Source organism: Lysinibacillus sp. G1-3, from assembly GCF_056322905.1.
The window spans coordinates 44,699-64,147 of sequence record NZ_JBWHYQ010000023.1 but is presented as its reverse complement, the minus strand read 5'-3'; the positions used below and the strand labels follow the sequence as shown (position 1 = coordinate 64,147).

The following is a 19,449-nucleotide window of genomic DNA, read 5'->3' as shown; positions in this document are numbered from 1 at the left end:
CTTTTTATCGAATGTCATCCTTACTTGGTGATGAGTCTTTTTTATAAGTGTAACATACTTTCCTTGTACTCCTTATACCTCTTCTTTGAATCATTTATGAACGGCTACAGCTTGTTTACCTAACTCTTTATAGCTTTTAAAAAACTGATCCACATTATAAGTGACAAAGCCTTTTAATGGGTCCATGACCACTACTTTATCGCCTAAATGTCCAGTTAAAACAACAGCATGCAAGTTCATATACGCTTTATGCGGCACTGTTTCACCTTCATATACCCAGCCCTTATCTAGATCTCTTTTTGGCTCTGATAAATCCAATGTAACCCATGTCACAACAGGGACTCCCTCTCGAACAAGCTGTAAAATTTCGTCCTGCGTGGAACCACTCTTATTTGACACTCGTAAGTCTGCATGTTTATCTGCTATTACTGCCTCTGCTGCTTTGACAATTGGAGCTGCAAAGACATACATACCGTGTGTTTTATCACGAGGATTACCTGCAAAAGCCTGATTTGGGTTTGGACCAAATCGTTGTCCGTTGACATTGCTTATTGTTTGCTTTGGTAAATAGCGATCAGCCATTTCCAGCTTCGTAACATCCAACCCATAATAATTTAATACAGCTGTTAATGATGTTATTTCACATCCATGTGGTAGTTCCGGATTTTGCATAACAACTGGTACATCCAGCTCCTGCTCGTCTCTTGAAAAATGCGTTTGCAATCGATAATACGGCTTTGTCGCATCATATGTAAAATGTTCGATTGTCGTATAACCATCGTTTTTCGTACTATTTTCAAGTGTAGTTGCAGCGATCGCATATTCCTGTCCCTCTTTAAGTTTCGAAAATTTCGCTTCTCCCTCTTCAGAGCCTATCGCATCCTCTATTACCTCACCTGTCTCTACATCTGTAGCAGTTATATAAAGGTTAGGTATTGGTGCACCACTATTAAATTCTACCGTTAATACAGTTAATCCATTGTTTTGCGTTTCCTGCTGAGAAAACGAATTGCAACTCGAAAGTAGCATGATGATCATAATACCTATTAGTAAAAGGCGTTTATACCTCGTCCACAAGACAAATTCCGCTCCTATCTTGTTTGAAGACAATAACTTCAACTCTATTATTTCAAATTGTCGTAGACTCTATTATACGCTAATTTCATAGACGTTCCTATTTTAACCTCTTTCAGCAGATGTTTTTGTAGCGAAACCGAAGCGTCAGCTATAAGTGTTTGTTATAGGAAAGACTGCCACTGGCCTAAAACCTTTATCAAAAGTTACGGAATTAGGCCGAGGCATCATCATTGATCTTCATCCATACTTTACCGATGAGGTTATTGCCCAATGAAGGTATTATTGGCTTTGCTACTTTTGAGTTTCACTTTACACGCTTAGTTTATAGTGCTGCTTACGCTTGGTCGTAATGTATGCTTCAAAACCTTACCAGAGGCATTGCGCGGCAGTTCAGTTAAAAATTCAATTTCATGTGGCACTTTATATTTTGCAAGCTGCGTCCGACAATACGTCAATATCGCCTCTTCATCAGAAGGCTCCCCTTCCTTCAATACGACAAACGCTTTCGGAACTTCGCCATATACTTCATGTGGTAAACCTACAACAGCTGCCTCTAAAATTCCCGGCAGTTGATATAACACCTCTTCTATCTCGATAGGATAAATATTTTCGCCACCTCGAATGATCATATCCTTTTTACGATCTACAATATAGAGATAACCTTCCTCATCAAAACGCCCTAAGTCTCCTGAATAGAGCCAGCCATCTTTAATTGTTCTAGCTGTTTCTTCAGGATTACGTAAATAACCTTTCATTACCTGTGGTCCTTTAACACATATTTCTCCTACTTCACCCGTTGGTACAGTTTCACCAAAGCTATCAACAACACGGACGTCTGTTTGTGCTAAAGGTTTTCCTACTGATCCAATTTTCGTCAATGCATCGGCATCTAAAAGTGAAGAGGTCGCAGGCGAATTTTCAGTTTGTCCATACAGGTTTTGTACTTTCACATTAGGGAAAGTCTCTTTCACTTGCTTAACAAGCTCATAAGGCATCGGTGCCGCCCCGTAACATAATAAACGTAAATTTTTAAATGTATGTTCCTTAAAATTAGGTGTGTTTAAAATTATTGTATACATCGATGGAACACCAAAGAAAATTGTCGCAGCTGTAGCGGCAAGCTGTTCTAATGTATTTGACGAAGAAAAAACCTCTTCTATAACAATCGTACCACCTTTATAAAACATCGGCATCGCAAATACATGAAGACCTGCACAATGAAATAAAGGCGTACAAATAAACATACGATCCTCATTGGTCATGTCCATTGAGGACGACCATATATCCGCAGTTGAAACAATATTTTGATGAGTTAGCATAACGCCTTTTGGTTTTCCCGTCGTGCCAGAAGTATACATAACAACAGCAGTATCATGAGGCTCCAATTTGATAACTTTTCTTTGACCTGGATTGTTTTTAATAATGTCTTTCATTTCATTGAGCCCTACAATATGTTGAAACGGATTTGCAATCGTTTTAAGTACATCCTCTAACCTTTCATCATAAATAAGTCCTTTAGCTTCTGAATGATTAAAAATATATTCGACTTCTGGAGCAGCTAATTTTGTATTAATGGGCATGACAACGTAACCCGCTAACTGAACACCGATATAAGCAATTAAAAATAAATCTGAATTGAGCGTATATAATGCAATTACATCATCTTTTTCAAAGCCTTGCTCTTGTAAGTACGCTGCGAATTTTTCTGCACTTTTATAAAATTCACTATAGGATAGCTCTGTCCCCTCGTATAGCGTTGCAATCCTTTTTGGTTGTTGCATAGCATAGTTTTGTAATATGTCTGTCATTAACATCGTCATCATAAGCCCCCCAAATCTTTAATTCATTACCCTCATACCGTACAAAATAGCCATAAACTAAAAAACATCATGAAAATTCAGAAAATTACAATTATATTTTATCAATCTATGAAAAGGTTGGCAATTTTTCTTCCCATAAAAAAGTTGAGATAATGAGCGAAAGCCTTGAAGGCCCCCATTAGGAATTGAATTTAACTCCACGTTTTAGTGATAAACAAAAATATGACATATGTGTAACTAAATATACACAAACATTTTACTTTTCTATCAATTTCTGTTAGGTGTATGATATTTGTATATTGATTAACTTCTTTCAGCAATGTTTTATGTACCGATAGCAAAGCGACAGGTACAGGTGTTTGAACACCCGCTGAAAAAAGTATTAAGAAAGGCCTGATTAAAATGCTGTACGCACTTTTAGGAGATTTACATTCTAACATAGAAGATACGAAGGCAGTTCTATCCCATATTCAGCACACTGCGAAAGATGCAAAAGTATTGGGATTAGGTGATTTATACGAATGTACTGTAAGTAAGAAAAAAGCACAAACAATGTCGGGTTTACCGCTTCAAAAAGCTGCAATTGTGGAAAATGATTTTGAAAGTTTGCTAACATTCCCCTCAATTCGTGGCAATCAAGAAGAGCGAATTACGCGTGTAACTGGCATCGAACGTTTTAAAGAACTACCTGAAACAATGGAGATTGATGGTGGTACGCTTATGCATGGCCATCAATTTCAATGGAGTGTGACGTGGCAACCAACATTTCCGCCATTCAAAAAATCGCTCCTTTTCTTCGGACATAGTCATGAATCAGGTCTTTATCATCGCAATAAAAAGTTACGTATTCGTATTCGCTTTGGCGAACCCATCTCATTACAAGAAAAGCAGTATGGCATCAATGTTGGATCAGTTGTCGATCACCGTGAATGGTGTCTCTACGATAGTTCTAAACGAACAGTAACATTTATGTGCGCTCCATCTGTTGAGAAGGATTGATTATTTTTATCCAAAGTAAGCCTCACTCTGCAGCTTCGCTAATATACATAGCACTCACAAAAAACGATAAAGTTGACTCCCTTTAGTCAAGTTATAAGTTGAAACTATTTTAAATAGGGAATTCTTATTTAATGTCACACATTTTATGTTTAGAAAAATTGAAAGGATAGAAGAGCTTAAATAAATTCGCTCTTTCTATCCTCTTTTTTTACCACAGATGCCCCTATTTACGACAACAATTAAATCAATCTAATGTTGCAGTAATATAAAAGGAGCTTATATCAATTTTTAATTGTACATAAGGAAAAAATTACATATATAAAACAAGGCAACATATTGTTAAGATTTTATAAGTCAAACATTCTATGGGTAGATTTCCAGAACAAAGGGATACAGTTTAAATATTTATATTTAGGAAGGATAAAAATGAAGCATTATATTAAAAACTACACCCAATGCGAATTCATTATTTAAGTCACTCTATACACACTTGACTTTGTGCATTATTATTTTATTTGAAAAAGAGGTGAATTAAATGTCAACAGTCGTAACGTTTGCAGCAATAATTATACCAATTTTTTATCTTTATCAAATTATCTTTTACTTCTTTTTTAGAAAAAAAGAACCTAAAGAATCTTCTTTAAAGCATTATAAATTTACCTGTGGAATGAATTTCTTTATTTTTTTCGCGACTCTTCCAGTAGCGTATATAATGGGTGTTTTTGGAACAGATAGCGGAGAATACGGGATAAGTTCGTTTCTTTTAGCATTTTCAATAATCTCTGGTTTACCATTTCTATTCTTCATTTGGTCATTTATAGATTTTCTGATTTTACATAAAGAAGCAACAAATAGATACATAGACTGATAAAAAATGCATTCAACAACCAGAGAAATGGAGGCCATCGGACAGCTTTTGGAGGTCGATAAACAAAAAAGTACATCACTTATATAGTAATTTATAAGTGATGTACTAATTATTTAATATAATGAGTGACATTAAAGACAACCTCTTGGTATTACTTTTTTATAATACATTCACTTGTCTTTAATTTTCCAGAGTAGACCCTAGCGTTTTTTAGCTCCGTGTTCAAACTAGCAATTTTCGCAATCCTTTAAAGCATCCAGTAATTTTTCCATTTCACAAATACGATCACACATAGTTTTAATCATATTGTGAAGAATCGGTATTAATTCCTGGCAAATACAGAACCTTAAAACATTTTGTGCTAGTCGAACGCCTCCCTGATGATGAACAATCATTTCTCGAAGGAAGTTTATATTAATATTATTAGATACTGGTGGTAAACTCATTGCTTGGAACATAGCCCCGGTAATTTCTTTGTATGCACACATATATTCATACAATTCACATTCCGAATTTTGTACGATACAGCATCTATTTTGTATCGCTTCCAGGCATTCAACAATTTCCGTACTTGTCACTATTATTTCTAATGCGAGATTTTGCACAAATATATTAGTGGTATATCGTAAAACATTTTCCGACATTTTAATAGCAGCTACTTGATGCGGTAATATTTGCTTAATAAAATTTTCTGAAATACTGCAGGTAATTGTCACATAGGTCATGCCCTGCATCATTTTATTGAGGATCCTTTCGTATTCCTCTAAATATGCCTTTGTTACATTACTAAGTACAATTGGTTTAGTCATTAGACACACTCCTTTCAGAGTAATATATGTCCGATAGGTTGTTGTGCGGTAGACAATTGTACCAAATGAGCTTTATTGTTTCGTAACAGCAGTTGAAGTTATTTTTATGTTTTAAATGATTCATCTTTTTTATATGTATCCAAGCATTTTTGACAAATACATTGCTCTTTAGGTACCGCTTCAAAAATTTCCTTAGGAAAACTTTCTGTCATACACCAGCAATCCTTTTGTCCCTTTACTATTCCACAATGATTTTCTTGCGCACATAACGGACAACGGTTTTCATTCATTCGTCCACCTCCTTACATGTGCTTATATTTTATAATAAAGTGAGACGTTAATCAGGGATTTTCTTCATATCAATCGAGAGCTTTACGGCACAAAAAAGAGAGGAGTACTTCATTTCATACTCCCCCCACAATATTTTATTGGTTTTTCCCATGAATCTCTCGCTTTACTTCTTCAACATCTGTATCACTATAATTTCCCGTACCAACCCCACCGCTTTGGGCTAGCAGTTTTTTCACTTCATTGTAAGATAAACCACTTTCCGCATTTTGTCTTTTTACTTCATTAATATCCGTTCCAGCAGAAGTAAACTGAGCTTCGTTATGATCAGTCAAGAAAATCCCTACCTTCTATAATTCATCTGGCTGCAATTCAATCAATTCATCGCCTTCTCGTTCTACTCTTTTATTGAGCTCTCTAACCGGTATAGCATCAACCGTTTGCATATCTTCGTGTAAATCAAAAATACTTATATTATCAGATTCCACCATGTCCGGTTTATCCTTACTTGCTAAGTTCATAAACATCTTTTTTTCATGTGGTATGTTTTTTTCTATGTCCATCATTGCTCACTCCTTTACTTATAGAATGTGCAGTGTTGAACAAATCATGTACCTTTCGTTTTCGAGCTTTTATCGATGCGATGATATTCTGATATTTGAATGACCCGAACATGTCTTGCATGCAGCTCATGATACATCCCTCTACTATCGGTAAAAGATATATATTGATCTCGTTCACTTCGAACTAATGCCTCTGCTTTTTCTTGTGATTCTATATGGATAAATCTCCGTACATAATGCATTTCATCAAAAAAATAAGTAATTTTAAATTCTTTCATAATAACTCCTCAATTACTGGATATGGTTGTTTACTGCTTATCCTATCCAACTAACTACAATTGCTATTCTCATGAAAAAATATAAAGGTATTTTCTATATCTACGGCATAACCTGTAGTAAAGCAACCACTTTATAGGAGGTGATGATTTTGATCCATACAGTTAAAGTAGGAGAAACCTTGTCCCAAATAGCTAGAAATTATCGTACACCGTTATCGTCCATAATTGCTGCTAATCCAGGGATAGATCCGAATGTACTTTATATAGGACAACAAATTGTTATTCCTGGCTTTCCTAACCCTAATACGATCCCTTATAGAATAGATATTTCTACTAAAAATCGATGGCTACGGTTATATAAGGATAATGCTCTTCAAAAGCAATACCCAATTGCGGTTGGAAGGATGTTACATGATACACCTACTGGCGATTTTATAATCATTAATAAGGCTCCGAATCCCGGTGGACCTTTTGGAACAATGTGGATGAGTTTATCTAAAGAGCACTACGGTATTCATGGAACTAATGATCCTAGCTCTATTGGTCATGCTGTTTCACGTGGCTGTATTCGTATGCATAATAAGGATGTCGAAGAGCTTGCAAGTATTGTCCCAATTGGCACTGGCGTTTTTATTCATCCATAAAAAGCCTCCAGACTAAAAACATTCCTAAAATTTTATCGGAATGTTTTTTAGTTTTATCGGAATGTTTTCCAAGTTTATCGGTACAATATGCTGATTTATCGGAATTCGGAATAAAAAAGCAACCTGAAATCAAACCTAACCTCAGATTGCCATCACTTTTTTTAGTGCAAATTAACCTTCACCTCTAGATTGCGCAAGTTTCGATAAATAGTATTGCTCCTCTCTTAGCATATGATCCGCCATTAGAGCTGTAAACGTTCCTAATACTTCTGCACTTAACTCCATTTCCTCTAACTCGCGTAAAAACGTTTTGAATAATTTCATTTCGAGATCTACATCCTGATTAAAGCGACTTAATGCAGGGAAAGAGTCTATATTTGAACGTAAATATCCTGTAAGCTCAACTGCTTTTAAATAAAACTGTTCAAAATGTTGGGCAAAGGTAGTACTTTTTTGTCTCAATCTTCTTTCTACGCTATCCAAATCGTCATGAATAATACCTGCATGCCCTGAGGCATCTAAAAGCCAGAGTAAGTGATGATGTAGCTCATGAAATATTGGTGGGACTTCTCCCTTCTTCAGATAGCTAAGTACATTTTGATATTCCTCTAGTTCATTCACCATGTGATTAATAAAGGTAGGTGATAAATGGATATTAATATTTCCCGATAATTGCTTTCGAAGGATATAAAATTTAAATTGCTTTAATTGCGTTACAGCTTCATCAACAGTAAGAGAAAATGAAACCGCATTATTGGCATCAATCGAATTTACATAGGCAAGAAGCTGAGAAAATTTTTGAATAAATGAATTTGCTCTTTTTATATCCTCTGTTTCCGATGGATACAATGAATCATGAATAAATTGAGAATGGTCTTTTAATATCCTTAGCCAAAACCTATGTTCAAACATCGAATGCTGTAAGTAATTCGACAACCTGCCACATCCCCTTTATTCTCTACGTTGCTCTATTCTATTCTTCTTGAAAAGCTAATATTATTGCCAAATGTTCTTTTCGTATAGGATGAAACACTTAAAGCTATACTACATAATGCGAAAAAAAATTCATTGACATCCAAGACACTTGAAAATTAGGAGGGGATATACTTGTCCACAAAAGACAATACACTATCGATTTTCGCCTTAGGTGGCATTAATGAGATTGGTAAAAATATGTATGTAGTACAGTATGGGAATGATATTTTAATTATCGACTGTGGTGCTAAATTTCCAGACGAAAGCTTATTAGGCATTGATTTAATCATTCCTGATATTACGTACTTACAGGAAAATAAAGAGAAAATAAAAGCGTTAATTGTGACACATGGTCACGAAGATCATATTGGCGGTATCCCTTATCTGCTAAAAAAAATAAATGTCCCTATTTATGCAACACGCTTTACGCTTGGATTAATCCAGCTAAAGTTGAAAGAGCATAAGCTTTTAAGGGAGACAGAATTAATTGAAATTAATTCCGATTCATCTTTAAATTTTGGACAGGTTGATGTTAGTTTCTTTAGAACAAACCATAGTATACCTGATTGCTTAGGAATCGTTATGAATACACCTGAAGGAAATGTTGTACACACTGGCGATTTTAAATTTGATTTAACGCCTGTCAATGATCAGTTTGCAGATATTCATAAGATGTCCGAGATTGGATCAGAAGGTGTACTATTACTTATTTCTGAAAGTACAAATGCAGAACGACCTGGTCTAACGCCTTCCGAGAAGCTTGTCGGTAATCATATTGAAGATGCTTTTTTACATGCCGACCGTAAAATCGTTATTTCTACTTTCGCTTCTAATGTTAATCGCATACAGCAAATTGTAAATGCAACGATTGCTACAAATAGAAAACTTGCATTGCTCGGCCGTAGTATGGTGAATGTTGTAGATGTCGCACTTGAACGAGGCTATTTAGACGTTCCAGAGGATTTGTTACTTGATGCACGCGAGGTGAAATATCTCCCCCCTGAAGAAGTTGTTGTGCTATGTACGGGAAGTCAGGGAGAGCCATTAGCTGCACTCTCTCGCTTAGCAAGTGGCAATCATCGCGAAGTGAAAATTTTACCTGATGACACAGTTATTTTAGCTTCATCCCCTATTCCAGGGAATGAGAAAGGTGTTTCACGGATCGTTGATAATTTATTCCAGCTAGGTGCGAAAGTTATTTATGGTTCTTCTAGTCATACAGGTATGCACGTTTCAGGTCATGGTCATCAGGAAGATTTAAAACTAATGCTGACATTAATGAAACCTAAATTTTTCATACCAATTCATGGTGAATTCCGTATGTTACATCAGCATCGTTTACTAGCTGAATCCGTTGGTGTCAAAAGAGGGCATACGTTTATTATGAAAAACGGGGATGTTGTTGATATTGAAAACTCCACGGCTAGACAAACACGTAAAATCCCTTCAGGGGATACGTATGTCGACGGTATCGGTATCGGTGAAGTCGAAGGTATAGTTTTACGCGATCGTAAACAGCTTTCTGAAGACGGCATGCTTGTTATCGTAATCACACTTAATAAAGTAGATGGAGCCTTTATTTCAGAACCAGATACAATTTCTCGAGGCTTTGTTTATGCCAAAGACTTTGAGGAGCTTTTAACGAAAGTAAATATTCTCGTTGAAGAAACGGTAAATGAGCTTCAAGAAGAAAATAAGCAGCAAATACATGTTTTAAAAAGAGAAATCAAAAGAGCTGTCGGCCAGTATCTATTTTCACAAACAAAAAGGAAACCAATGATTTTACCTATAATCATTGAAATTTAAAAAAGTCGGTGTAAAGGCACAAGCCCAAACACCGACTTTTCTTATCCCGTAAATTAAGGCTGTAATGGATTTATTTATGCTCACTATTAAAAATTTTATATAACATATGATTGTAAAGATACTGAGCCTGTTGAAACCCCTGATGTAAACTTTTTGAGTGATGTTCAATTTGCACAGAAACATTGTCAAAATGCCGCGGTAGCCCCTCTACTACTGTCAGCAATGGCTCTTTACTTTTTAATAAAAGCTGAATCGTTTTTAAAGTTTGCACCATTTTATGTTGAATATCTATCATCGGAATATCTATCGGTATATGGTACAAATGCTGCCATTCTCTATTCATTTTATACACTCTAAGAAAATGTAATAAATAATCACTTAAAATAATTGTTTCATTTGGAATAATTGCAACGACATCGCTTGCAATATATAGTTCAGTTTCACTCTGATATATATATTTATTAGAGTCCTTCAAATTAGCCTTAGTAAGAATGATGGTTTTAGCTGGTACTGGTGCACATTTACAATGTTTTTCAAAGGTAATATTAACTTTTGGTAATTGCTCAATATCACCGTCGAGCATTAACTTTTTTAAATTATCTGCTGTAATGAGAGGGACACCGATGTTTGTAAAATACTTTTTGCTCGGAATTATTTTTCCCTCTTCTATTTTAGCAACCTCATCTAATCGATAACGCTTTACCATGCCTGAATCCTCCAATCCTTCACTTAATTAGGTATACTCTAAAACAAGCTACTGAAGAATCATCCACACTGTTTTACACAAGTCTTTTCTCATAATAAAAATCCCTACTAACCATTGTACCATTTTACTATAACATTTTGTCTATTATACCACTATAATGGTATAGGCATTTTTAATGTTTTTCACTAGCTTTTTACATAGAGGTGAATCATATGTCAGACTTTTTAAAGCTAGTAGGTGAACAACTCCGTATTATTAGAGTTTCCAAGGGGCTTAGTCAGGAAGAAGTAGCAGAAAAAACGGGGAAACTAGGTTTTAGTAAAGGACGAATCTCAAACATTGAACACGGACAATCTAATATCACATTAAGCACTTTAGAAACGCTAATGAAAGCATTAGATATTGCACCTGAGGAGCTTTTTAATTTTCAAAAATTATCTGGTGTCACTGATATTGAAGAAAAGAACATTGTGCTTGACATACATCGATCAGTTTTAAGGGAGCGCAATTTAGACGAAGTGAAATATGTAGTACGTATTACGAATGATTTTTTAAATACTATTGATTCACAATCAAAGAAAAATAGCTCCAATAATCAATAACGTTGGAGCTATTTTAGCGAACTATAATTTAATTGCTGTGGAATCACTCGTTTTCTATTTGCTTGAATAGAGTAAAATCCACTATACAAAAAAATCCATTTAGTCTGAAACCAAATGGATCTATTTATTACATTCCAAATTTTTGGCGATAGCCGCATTTTCTACATAGCTCTTCAACTGCTTCTCTACGTGAAAATCCTTCGACAATATTATTTGCACGTTCTCCTTGAACAATGTCTGTGAAGGATTTCTCGTTCACATTCCCCAAATTAATGACACCCTCACCGTCAAGACAGCAAGGCACTACTGTACCATCCACTAAAATAGCAGCTTGACTTCTAAGCGCATGGCAAAAGCCTTTTCCTTCATCCTCAGACTCCAATAAGCTTGGCCACTTAAATTCATGATCCTGATTTAAATAAATATTATTAGCAATCTTTACACCTTTACCAGGCTGTACTTTTTCTTCGATGCGATAATCCAGATTATATTCATTTTCTAGAATTTCGAGTGTTTCTCGATTTCTTCGTGCCGCAATATCTGTCACATTATCCTTTTGTAAATTCCATAAACGATATGAAATAATCGTATTATAGTCTTTTGAATCACGCACAAAGTCTAATATATCCCCTAAGTATTTCTCACGATTTTCCGATCCCTCATGACCGTCGAAACTATGCAATGAAAAATTGATTTGGCGTAATGCTGGTTTCCCCAATATCTTTTCACGATTCTTTTTAATCAGTGTACCGTTCGTTGTAATATTAACTTTAAAACCTTTCTCATGCGCTGCGTCAAGCAACTGATCAATACGCGGGTGTAAAAGCGGCTCTCCTTTTACGTGCAAATAAATATATTTCGTATGAGGTCGTATTTCATCTAATATTTTATTAAATTGTTCTACTTTAATAAGTCCCTTTGCACGAGCAGTTGGAGGACAAAAGCTACATGCTAAATTACAGACACTCGTTATTTCTATATAAACCTTTTTAAATGTTCTCAACGTTGATTCACCGTTCCAGTTCTTCATATATTCAAATCCTATTCATTTTAACAAATTTTACGATAAGGAACAGTTTTTCAGTCTCCATCCCCTCACATTAAAGTAAACTTGAGAAAAATTAATAACTAATAGTAATGATGAAATAATAGAGGTGAAGGCTATGTCTAACTATAAAGGTGATAATAAACGTTTAAAAGATCCTTCAAAAAATCATATTACTATTAACATTGACAATACAGATATCCATGTTGAGCAAAGGGCTGAAGAATCATAGTGAATGTGGTGAAGATGAAAATGAATCCCCTCCATTGTTAGATGAAGATAAAAACGAATAAAGTTTATTAGGGCAAAGCACCATAATTGTTATAAGTTGATCTTCGTTACGGCTGGGCGACTCCTTGGGGATCAGCGCCAAAACTTCTGTCGCCCCCTGGGAAGCGCTCTGTCAAAAATTAAAACTTCTATCCGCTGGAATATTTTATACCAACAGATAGAAGTTTTTTGTTACACATTACGCTTATAATTTTTTGTTCCATCATATGAGTAAAGCATTGGCTTTCCATCCACATATGTTTCTAAATGAACAGGACGACCCCATAGCTGATAAATATATGGCAAAACGTTCTCTAAATAGTGCGGATCAAGCTCTATTCCCTCAAAACCATGCGATAAATAGAGTTCTCCATTGCGAAGGTAATCGCCATTTTTAACGACGATATACGGGAATCCCCCGTTTACACGCATCGATACGAGCTGATCACGTACCATTTCATGATCCTTATCAGTAATACGGTATTCATTCCCCTTTTTCTGGAACAAATAAAGATCCTCTCGCTTTGCTAAATCCTTCGTTAAATAGTTTCGTATAAAGGATATGTCCGACTCTATCTCTCTTACCTCAAACATTTTCTCTCGACCTGAGTTAGGTTGAACGCCTAGTTTTCTCATCTCTTCTGTCGGATTATTATAGCGGTTTTCAATATCCTCGAAAATTTTCACACCAAGGTAATAAGGATTAATCGTTGTTTTTGAAGGCTGTACAACACCTGCATTTAATTTCGCATACTCAATTGTTTCAGCTGTTGTTAGCTTGAGCTCACGCATTATACGTTGATGCCAAAAGGAAGCCCAACCCTCATTCATAATTTTTGTCTCTAATTGTGGCCAAAAATAAAGCATTTCCTCACGCATCATCGTTAATATATCTCGCTGCCAGTCCTCGAGCTCTCGACTATGCTCCTCTAAAAATAGCAATAAATCTTTTTCTGGTTTTGGGGGGAAGTGCTTTATTTTTCGCCTGATTGATTTATACTCTTTTTCCTTGTCATCTAAATTCCATAAATCATCATACGGCGATTTTGATTGAGAAATCTCCTCTTCAAATTCATCATCCGTATTCCAAGCCAATTTTGGTCGTAAAAGGGATGGGTCGATATGCTCCTGAATCGCTAAAATCGCATCTAAAAACTGCTCGACTTCCTCCTTTCCATATTCTCTTTCATAACCAGCTATCCTTTCAGCTGTTGCCGTCATGCTCTCCACCATATCTCTTCTAGTATTGGAGAAGCGTACATTATTTTTAAAGAAATCGCAGTGCGCCAATACATGCGCAATAATTAATTTATTTTGTGTTAACGTATTTGTATCAAGTAAAAATGCATAACATGGGTTTGAGTTAATCACTAGCTCATAGATTTGACTTAGCCCTAAATCATATTGAAGCTTCATTTTATGGAATTGTTTACCGAAGCTCCAATGTGAAAATCGAGTAGGCATACCATATGCGCCAAACGTATAAATAATATCTGCCGGACAAATTTCATAACGCATCGGAAAGAAATCTAAGCCAAAGCTTGAGGCAATTTCTGTAATTTCATCAATCGCTCGTTCAAGCTCTTTCATCTCCACTTTTTAGTCCCCTCCTTTGAACATGGTTTATGATTCACTTTTTTTGAAAAAGCTCTTTAGGGCATCGTATACATCGCCTTTTTTTCTCAAAATATGATACCTAAACTTAGGATCATCTACTTTTTTATAGGTGTACATAAGTGTAGAGAAGCGATTATGCTGATTGACTTCCCCATATCCAAACATGCTCGATACTTCCATCAACTCTCCCACTAGCTTCAAGCACTTTTCATTATCCATTGATATATTTTCACCATCTGAAAAATGTACTGGATAAATATTGTAGCGAGAAGGATTATACTTTTCCCGAATTAACTCCAATGCCTTTATATAAGCAGATGAACAAATCGTTCCTCCACTTTCTCCCTTTGTGAAAAATTCTTCCTCTGTCACAACTTTTGCCTCTGTATGATGTGCAATAAACTCAATTTCCACGGTTTCATACTTGGAGCGCAAAAATTTTGTCATCCAAAAGAAGAAGCTCCTAGCACAATATTTTTCAAAGGAACCCATCGAGCCACTTGTATCCATCATGGCAAGAACTACTGCCTTCGATTCAGGTTTTTCCAATTCATCCCACGTTTTAAAACGCAAATCATCATTATGAATCGGCGTAATTTCTGGTTTTCCTTTCATCGCATTACGCTTTAGCGCATTAAGGATTGTGCGCTTTTTATCGACATTTCCCATTAAACCTTTTTTTCGAATATCGTTAAACTCGATTTTTTCCGTTTTAATATCCGCTTTTTCTTTTTGCTGTAGGTTCGGTAGCTCAAGCTCGTTAAATAACACATTTTGAACCTCTTCAATACTTACTTCAGCTTCATAATAATCATGGCCTGGCTTGTCACCAGCTTCTTTTCCTTTACCATTAGCCTGATTGCCTTTGCTAGCATCACGCGCAACCACATCACCTACATTACTGTCTCCTTGCCCTTGCCCAACATGCTTGGAGTTATCATAGTTATATCGAATTTTATATTCATCAAGTGAGCGTATAGGGATTTTTATAACTTCGCGACCATTGGACATGACAATACTTTCTTCACTAACTAAATCAGGTAAATTATTTTTAATAGCATCTTTTACTTTTTCCATATGCCGTTGCTGGTCCTGGTGCCCTTTACGATGGAGGGACCAATTTTCCTGAGAAATGGCAAAACGTTTATTTTCGTTTTCAGTCATTTTTATCCTCACCCATCTATCAAATTCGGTTTTTCTATACTATGCTAGTGATTCACTTTCTTGAACTTTTTTAGAAAAATCAATTACACTTCGTGGTTACTTCACCTATGGCAAAAACTAAGTGAATGAAGATCAATTTCGCCTTGACGTAATTGTTGTTGTCGCTGTCGCACAGATAAAACCTTGTTGTTGCTGTCGCTTCGCTTTCGCACAGATAAACTCGTTGTTGCTGCCGCTTCGCTTTCGCACAGATAAACTTGTTACCGTCGCACAGAAATTTGCCACAGGACATGGCGAGTTCCTCTATTTCAGTAGTATTTGGACACCCACTGAATGAAGATAAAAGGAGTGCCCTTAAATGGACACTCCTATTCACTCCTATCAATAGTCTTATGATTTCCTCTGAATAGGTCAAAATTATTAACGATTTAACAGACTTCCTACATACTGCAATAATTCATTAGCAGATGTTGGATTATAGCCATGTTCATCAACAAGTCTCGCTACAACTTCATTAATCTTCTTCAGCTGTGATTCATCTGGCATTTTTGAAGATGTTGTAATTTTCACGACATCCTTGAGATCCGCAAATAGTTTCTTCTGTATTGCCTCTCGTAATCTTTCATGAGAATTATAGTCAAAACGCTTACCTTTTCGAGCATAAGCAGAAATACGAATGAGTATCTCCTCACGGAATGCTTTTTTCGCATTTTCCGAAATACCAATTTGCTCCTCGATAGAGCGCATTAATTTTTCATCTGGATTCATTTCCTCACCAGTCAATGGATCTAAAATTTTATTTTTATTACAAAACGCTTCTACATTATCAAGATAATTATTCATTAATGTTTTTGCAGACTCTTCATATGAATAAACGAAAGCTTTTTGCACTTCGTTCTTCGCAATTTCATCATACTCTCTTCGAGCAACGGCAATATAGTTCATATATTTTTCTCGATCTTCCTGAGAAATCGAAGCATGCTGGTCAAGCCCATCTTTTAGTGCACGCAGAACATCTAACGCATTAATGGATGGTACCTCTTTTCGGATAATAGCAGAAGAAATACGATTAATAATATACCGTGGATCAATACCGTTCATGCCTTCGTTAGGAAACTCTTTTTTAAGTTCCTCTAAGTCAACGGAATTAAATCCCTCCACATTTTCTCCGTCGTACAGTCGCATTTTTTTAATAAGATCCACACCTTGTTTTTTCGGTACTTCCAGTCTTGTTAGAACCGAAAAGATTGCTGCGGCCTTTAATGCATGTGGTGCAATATGAACATGGGACATATCACTTTCTTTAATCATTTTTTCGTAAATCAATTCTTCCTGACTAACTTTTAAGTTATACGGAATCGGCATCACAATAATACGTGAATGTAATGCTTCATTCTTTTTATTTGAAATAAATGAGCGATACTCCGTCTCGTTTGTATGCGCAACAATTAACTCATCTGCACTAATTAACGCAAATCGACCTGCTTTAAAATTACCCTCCTGCGTTAAAGATAATAAATTCCACAAGAATTTTTCATCAAGCTTTAACATTTCTTGGAATTCCATCATACCTCTATTTGCCTTATTCAGCTCACCATCAAAACGATAAGCACGAGGGTCAGATTCTGAACCAAATTCGCCAATTGTTGAAAAATCGATACTACCTGTTAAATCAGCAATATCTTGCGATTTAGGATCTGATGGTGTAAATGTTCCTATGCCTACACGTTTGTCTTCTGAAAAAGTAATACGTTCAATCATCACATTTTCAATGCGTCCATCATATTCCTTTTCAAGACGCATCGTATTTAAAGGCGATAAACTTCCTTCAATTCGTATACCATACTCCTCGTAAAATTCATTACGCAAATGATGTGGAATTAAATGTAGAGGATCTTCATGCATTGGACATCCTTTAATTGCGAAAACCGCGCCTTCATCTGTTCGCGAAAATTGCTCAAGTCCGCGTTTCAACAAGGTCACTATTGTTGATTTACCACCACTTACTGGTCCCATTAATAACAAAATACGTTTTCTAACATCCAATCTTCGTGCTGCTGGATGGAAATATTCCTCCACCAGTCTTTCAATTGCTGTTTCAAGCCCAAAAATTTCTTGCCCAAAAAATTCGTACATTTTTTGCCCATCGCGTTCCTCTACACCACTATTCTTTATCATATTGTAGACGCGTGAATGGGCTGTTTGAGCGACTTCAGGTCTTTCCTTGATGATGTTTAAGTAATCTGCAAATGTACCTTCCCACTTTAGCCGATTTTCTTCTTCGCGATAGCTTTTCACTTTATCTAAAATGTTAATAGCCTTCCCTCCATTCAGGGCTTGATTTATAACATAGTATGAAGGAAATGACATTATGATACCCAATACTTTTTTGCATTCTTTAAAGATTTCTATGTAAAATGCCTAATTACACCATTTACTAAGGGGTTTTAAAAGGGCTTTACTTTGAAAAATCAACTTATTGCCCAGAATGAAGATAAAAAAATCCACCTACATTATATCCAGTAGATGGATTAAAATTATTTAGTTTTAACGCTTTCTCCTAATTCGTTCTAATAATAATCCATCCGACTGATTATTTTCGCCTATGACAAAATCCTTCATATAATAAGTTAAATAATTACCAAACTGATTTGTTGTGTTTTTCAATAGTTCATCAACATAATAAGCACCTTTTTCAATTTCATCCATTAGTACGACAGCTAAAGATGCATAGACACCACATGCAACTTGAAAATACGTAGCATTCGTTTGATACTGAGAAAAGATCTCTTCGTTTTTCATAACATTGTACATAAATTTCTCACGATCTTTATAGACAAGCAGAACACCGCATAAATCCTCTCCTTCTAATGGAGCATTATGTGGATCAAGCACCTCCATTTTAAAATCCCATAAATTATCTAAATCATCGATATTAGATACTATTAACTCTGTCGTATGGTCATTGACTTTATATAGGAACCCACTTTCCACATTCAACATTTTCCCTAAGCTATACACCTCTTCATGAGGCATTAAACAGCCAAAAAATTGTTTATCCCCTAGATTCACCTTAAATTCTAAATCATATACTTTTTCATAAAGAAAAAGTGGAGTTCTTTGACTCATGAACATAGGATAGCTCATTATGGCTTCATCTAAGAAACATTCAGGTGACCAAGTTGTATAAATAACATTTTTCTTGGCTTTGCTTTTATCCTTAAAGAAAGAAGTATCATGCTCAACAATATAGCAGGCCAATAATGAATCATCGTTTACTTCCTTTTGTAATTCAAATGTCATCCATTGTACAACACCAGGATTCATGCCAGAGCAAACTATTGCAACAGCATTTGAAATTTCATCTTTGTATTTTTCTAAATGCCTAATCCTTTCAATTAAACCAAAGCCCTCATACAATTCCTCATTTTCATCTATAAATGGATTTTCTAAAGCTGTATTTATATAATTAATACCCAGATTATTACAACATTGCATCATTTCCACTGTATCCGCCCAAGAAACGTCAATGACAACAGTAGTATTTGTTTTTTTCAGATGTTCCATTAATATCGGTTGATCAATTAAATCAAATTGATGAACGACAAGCTGATTTCTTAAATTTGGATATAGATGCGCAAGAGACTTCTGATCAATTTCCCTCTTGTCTACTAAATGAATTAAGCTTTTTTCGATGATTGGATTAATAGAATCAGACTTGTCTTGAACTGTTTTATTTAATATCGTAAGTACTGCTTTTGCAACACCTCCACAACTACCTAGAATCGTAATAGAGTTGTTATATACTACCATTCTATAACCTCGCTTTCGTATAAATAGCATATGTATTAGAAAGCATTTGCCTTAGGTAGTAATCTATTAAATAAGCGTTAATAGATTGACATTTTATGATTATTT

The 19,449-nt window shown here is 35.5% G+C and carries 19 protein-coding genes; 5 read left to right on the top strand and 14 right to left on the bottom strand.

The genetic code is table 11. The features are described from left to right. Positions 1-90 precede the first annotated feature (90 nt). Together ACVYAD_RS21415 and ACVYAD_RS21410 are read right to left on the bottom strand one after the other, a co-directional pair. A complete protein-coding gene (locus ACVYAD_RS21415; RefSeq protein ID WP_476427883.1) occupies positions 91-1,077 on the bottom strand; it encodes a C39 family peptidase in 987 nt (328 codons plus the stop codon). Positions 1,078-1,394: 317 nt separating this feature from the next. Continuing rightward, a complete protein-coding gene (locus ACVYAD_RS21410; protein WP_476427890.1) occupies positions 1,395-2,897 on the bottom strand; it encodes a class I adenylate-forming enzyme family protein in 1,503 nt (500 codons plus the stop codon). 402 nt (positions 2,898-3,299) lie between these two features. On the opposite strand from ACVYAD_RS21410, the gene ACVYAD_RS21405 reads away from it, so the two are divergent. Continuing rightward, positions 3,300-3,896: a metallophosphoesterase family protein gene (locus ACVYAD_RS21405; RefSeq protein ID WP_349661065.1), complete on the top strand. Its 597-nt coding sequence runs from the start codon at positions 3,300-3,302 to the stop codon at positions 3,894-3,896. A gap of 535 nt (positions 3,897-4,431) precedes the next feature. Continuing rightward, positions 4,432-4,764 carry a hypothetical protein gene (locus ACVYAD_RS21400; protein ID WP_476427882.1) on the top strand — a complete coding sequence of 111 codons (333 nt, stop codon included), beginning with the start codon at positions 4,432-4,434 and terminating at the stop codon, positions 4,762-4,764. A gap of 227 nt (positions 4,765-4,991) precedes the next feature. Here the strand turns inward: ACVYAD_RS21400 and ACVYAD_RS21395 are convergent, their stop codons facing one another. The 5 genes from ACVYAD_RS21395 to ACVYAD_RS21375 all read right to left on the bottom strand — a co-directional run bounded on the left by ACVYAD_RS21395 (position 4,992) and on the right by ACVYAD_RS21375 (position 6,702). Continuing rightward, a complete protein-coding gene (locus ACVYAD_RS21395) occupies positions 4,992-5,573 on the bottom strand; it encodes a DUF305 domain-containing protein (protein WP_349661064.1) in 582 nt (193 codons plus the stop codon). Between the two features lie 104 nt (positions 5,574-5,677). After that, entirely contained in the window at positions 5,678-5,863 is a 186-nt protein-coding gene (locus ACVYAD_RS21390; protein ID WP_349661063.1) for a cysteine-rich CWC family protein, read from the bottom strand. Positions 5,864-5,998: 135 nt separating this feature from the next. Continuing rightward, positions 5,999-6,196, bottom strand: coding sequence for a gamma-type small acid-soluble spore protein (locus tag ACVYAD_RS21385; protein ID WP_349661062.1), 198 nt, complete (start codon positions 6,194-6,196; stop codon positions 5,999-6,001). Positions 6,197-6,211: 15 nt separating this feature from the next. Beyond that, positions 6,212-6,424, bottom strand: coding sequence for a hypothetical protein (locus ACVYAD_RS21380; RefSeq protein ID WP_197143618.1), 213 nt, complete (start codon positions 6,422-6,424; stop codon positions 6,212-6,214). A 44-nt stretch (positions 6,425-6,468) separates the two neighbouring features. Then, positions 6,469-6,702, bottom strand: a complete 234-nt coding sequence (locus tag ACVYAD_RS21375; protein ID WP_349661061.1) for a hypothetical protein — start codon at positions 6,700-6,702, stop codon at positions 6,469-6,471. 149 nt (positions 6,703-6,851) lie between these two features. On the opposite strand from ACVYAD_RS21375, the gene ACVYAD_RS21370 reads away from it, so the two are divergent. Further along, a complete protein-coding gene (locus tag ACVYAD_RS21370; protein ID WP_476427881.1) occupies positions 6,852-7,346 on the top strand; it encodes a L,D-transpeptidase family protein in 495 nt (164 codons plus the stop codon). Between the two features lie 171 nt (positions 7,347-7,517). On the opposite strand, the gene ACVYAD_RS21365 is transcribed toward ACVYAD_RS21370, so the two are convergent. After that, positions 7,518-8,258 (bottom strand): DUF2935 domain-containing protein, encoded by a 741-nt coding sequence (locus tag ACVYAD_RS21365; RefSeq protein ID WP_476427889.1) that lies wholly within the window; start codon positions 8,256-8,258, stop codon positions 7,518-7,520. Positions 8,259-8,453: 195 nt separating this feature from the next. Between ACVYAD_RS21365 and ACVYAD_RS21360 the strand changes: the two genes are divergently transcribed. Continuing rightward, positions 8,454-10,127, top strand: a complete 1,674-nt coding sequence (locus ACVYAD_RS21360) for a ribonuclease J (protein WP_386829807.1) — start codon at positions 8,454-8,456, stop codon at positions 10,125-10,127. A gap of 70 nt (positions 10,128-10,197) precedes the next feature. On the opposite strand, the gene ACVYAD_RS21355 is transcribed toward ACVYAD_RS21360, so the two are convergent. After that, positions 10,198-10,833, bottom strand: a complete 636-nt coding sequence (locus ACVYAD_RS21355; RefSeq protein WP_476427880.1) for a restriction endonuclease subunit S — start codon at positions 10,831-10,833, stop codon at positions 10,198-10,200. 212 nt (positions 10,834-11,045) lie between these two features. On the opposite strand from ACVYAD_RS21355, the gene ACVYAD_RS21350 reads away from it, so the two are divergent. Next, positions 11,046-11,435 (top strand): helix-turn-helix domain-containing protein, encoded by a 390-nt coding sequence (locus ACVYAD_RS21350; RefSeq protein WP_349661056.1) that lies wholly within the window; start codon positions 11,046-11,048, stop codon positions 11,433-11,435. A gap of 127 nt (positions 11,436-11,562) precedes the next feature. Here ACVYAD_RS21350 and ACVYAD_RS21345 read toward each other — a convergent pair whose 3' ends face one another. From ACVYAD_RS21345 to ACVYAD_RS21325, 5 genes are all read right to left on the bottom strand, one after another. Continuing rightward, entirely contained in the window at positions 11,563-12,438 is an 876-nt protein-coding gene (locus tag ACVYAD_RS21345) for a radical SAM/SPASM domain-containing protein (RefSeq protein ID WP_349661110.1), read from the bottom strand. A 504-nt stretch (positions 12,439-12,942) separates the two neighbouring features. Beyond that, positions 12,943-14,340 (bottom strand): SpoVR family protein, encoded by a 1,398-nt coding sequence (locus ACVYAD_RS21340; protein ID WP_349661109.1) that lies wholly within the window; start codon positions 14,338-14,340, stop codon positions 12,943-12,945. Between the two features lie 33 nt (positions 14,341-14,373). Then, on the bottom strand, positions 14,374-15,531 hold the full coding sequence (yhbH, locus tag ACVYAD_RS21335; RefSeq protein WP_476427879.1) for a sporulation protein YhbH: 1,158 nt from the start codon (positions 15,529-15,531) through the stop codon (positions 14,374-14,376). Positions 15,532-15,951: 420 nt separating this feature from the next. Further along, positions 15,952-17,847, bottom strand: coding sequence for a PrkA family serine protein kinase (locus ACVYAD_RS21330; RefSeq protein WP_349661108.1), 1,896 nt, complete (start codon positions 17,845-17,847; stop codon positions 15,952-15,954). A gap of 231 nt (positions 17,848-18,078) precedes the next feature. Further along, positions 18,079-19,344, bottom strand: coding sequence for a saccharopine dehydrogenase NADP-binding domain-containing protein (locus ACVYAD_RS21325; RefSeq protein WP_476427878.1), 1,266 nt, complete (start codon positions 19,342-19,344; stop codon positions 18,079-18,081). Positions 19,345-19,449 lie beyond the last annotated feature (105 nt).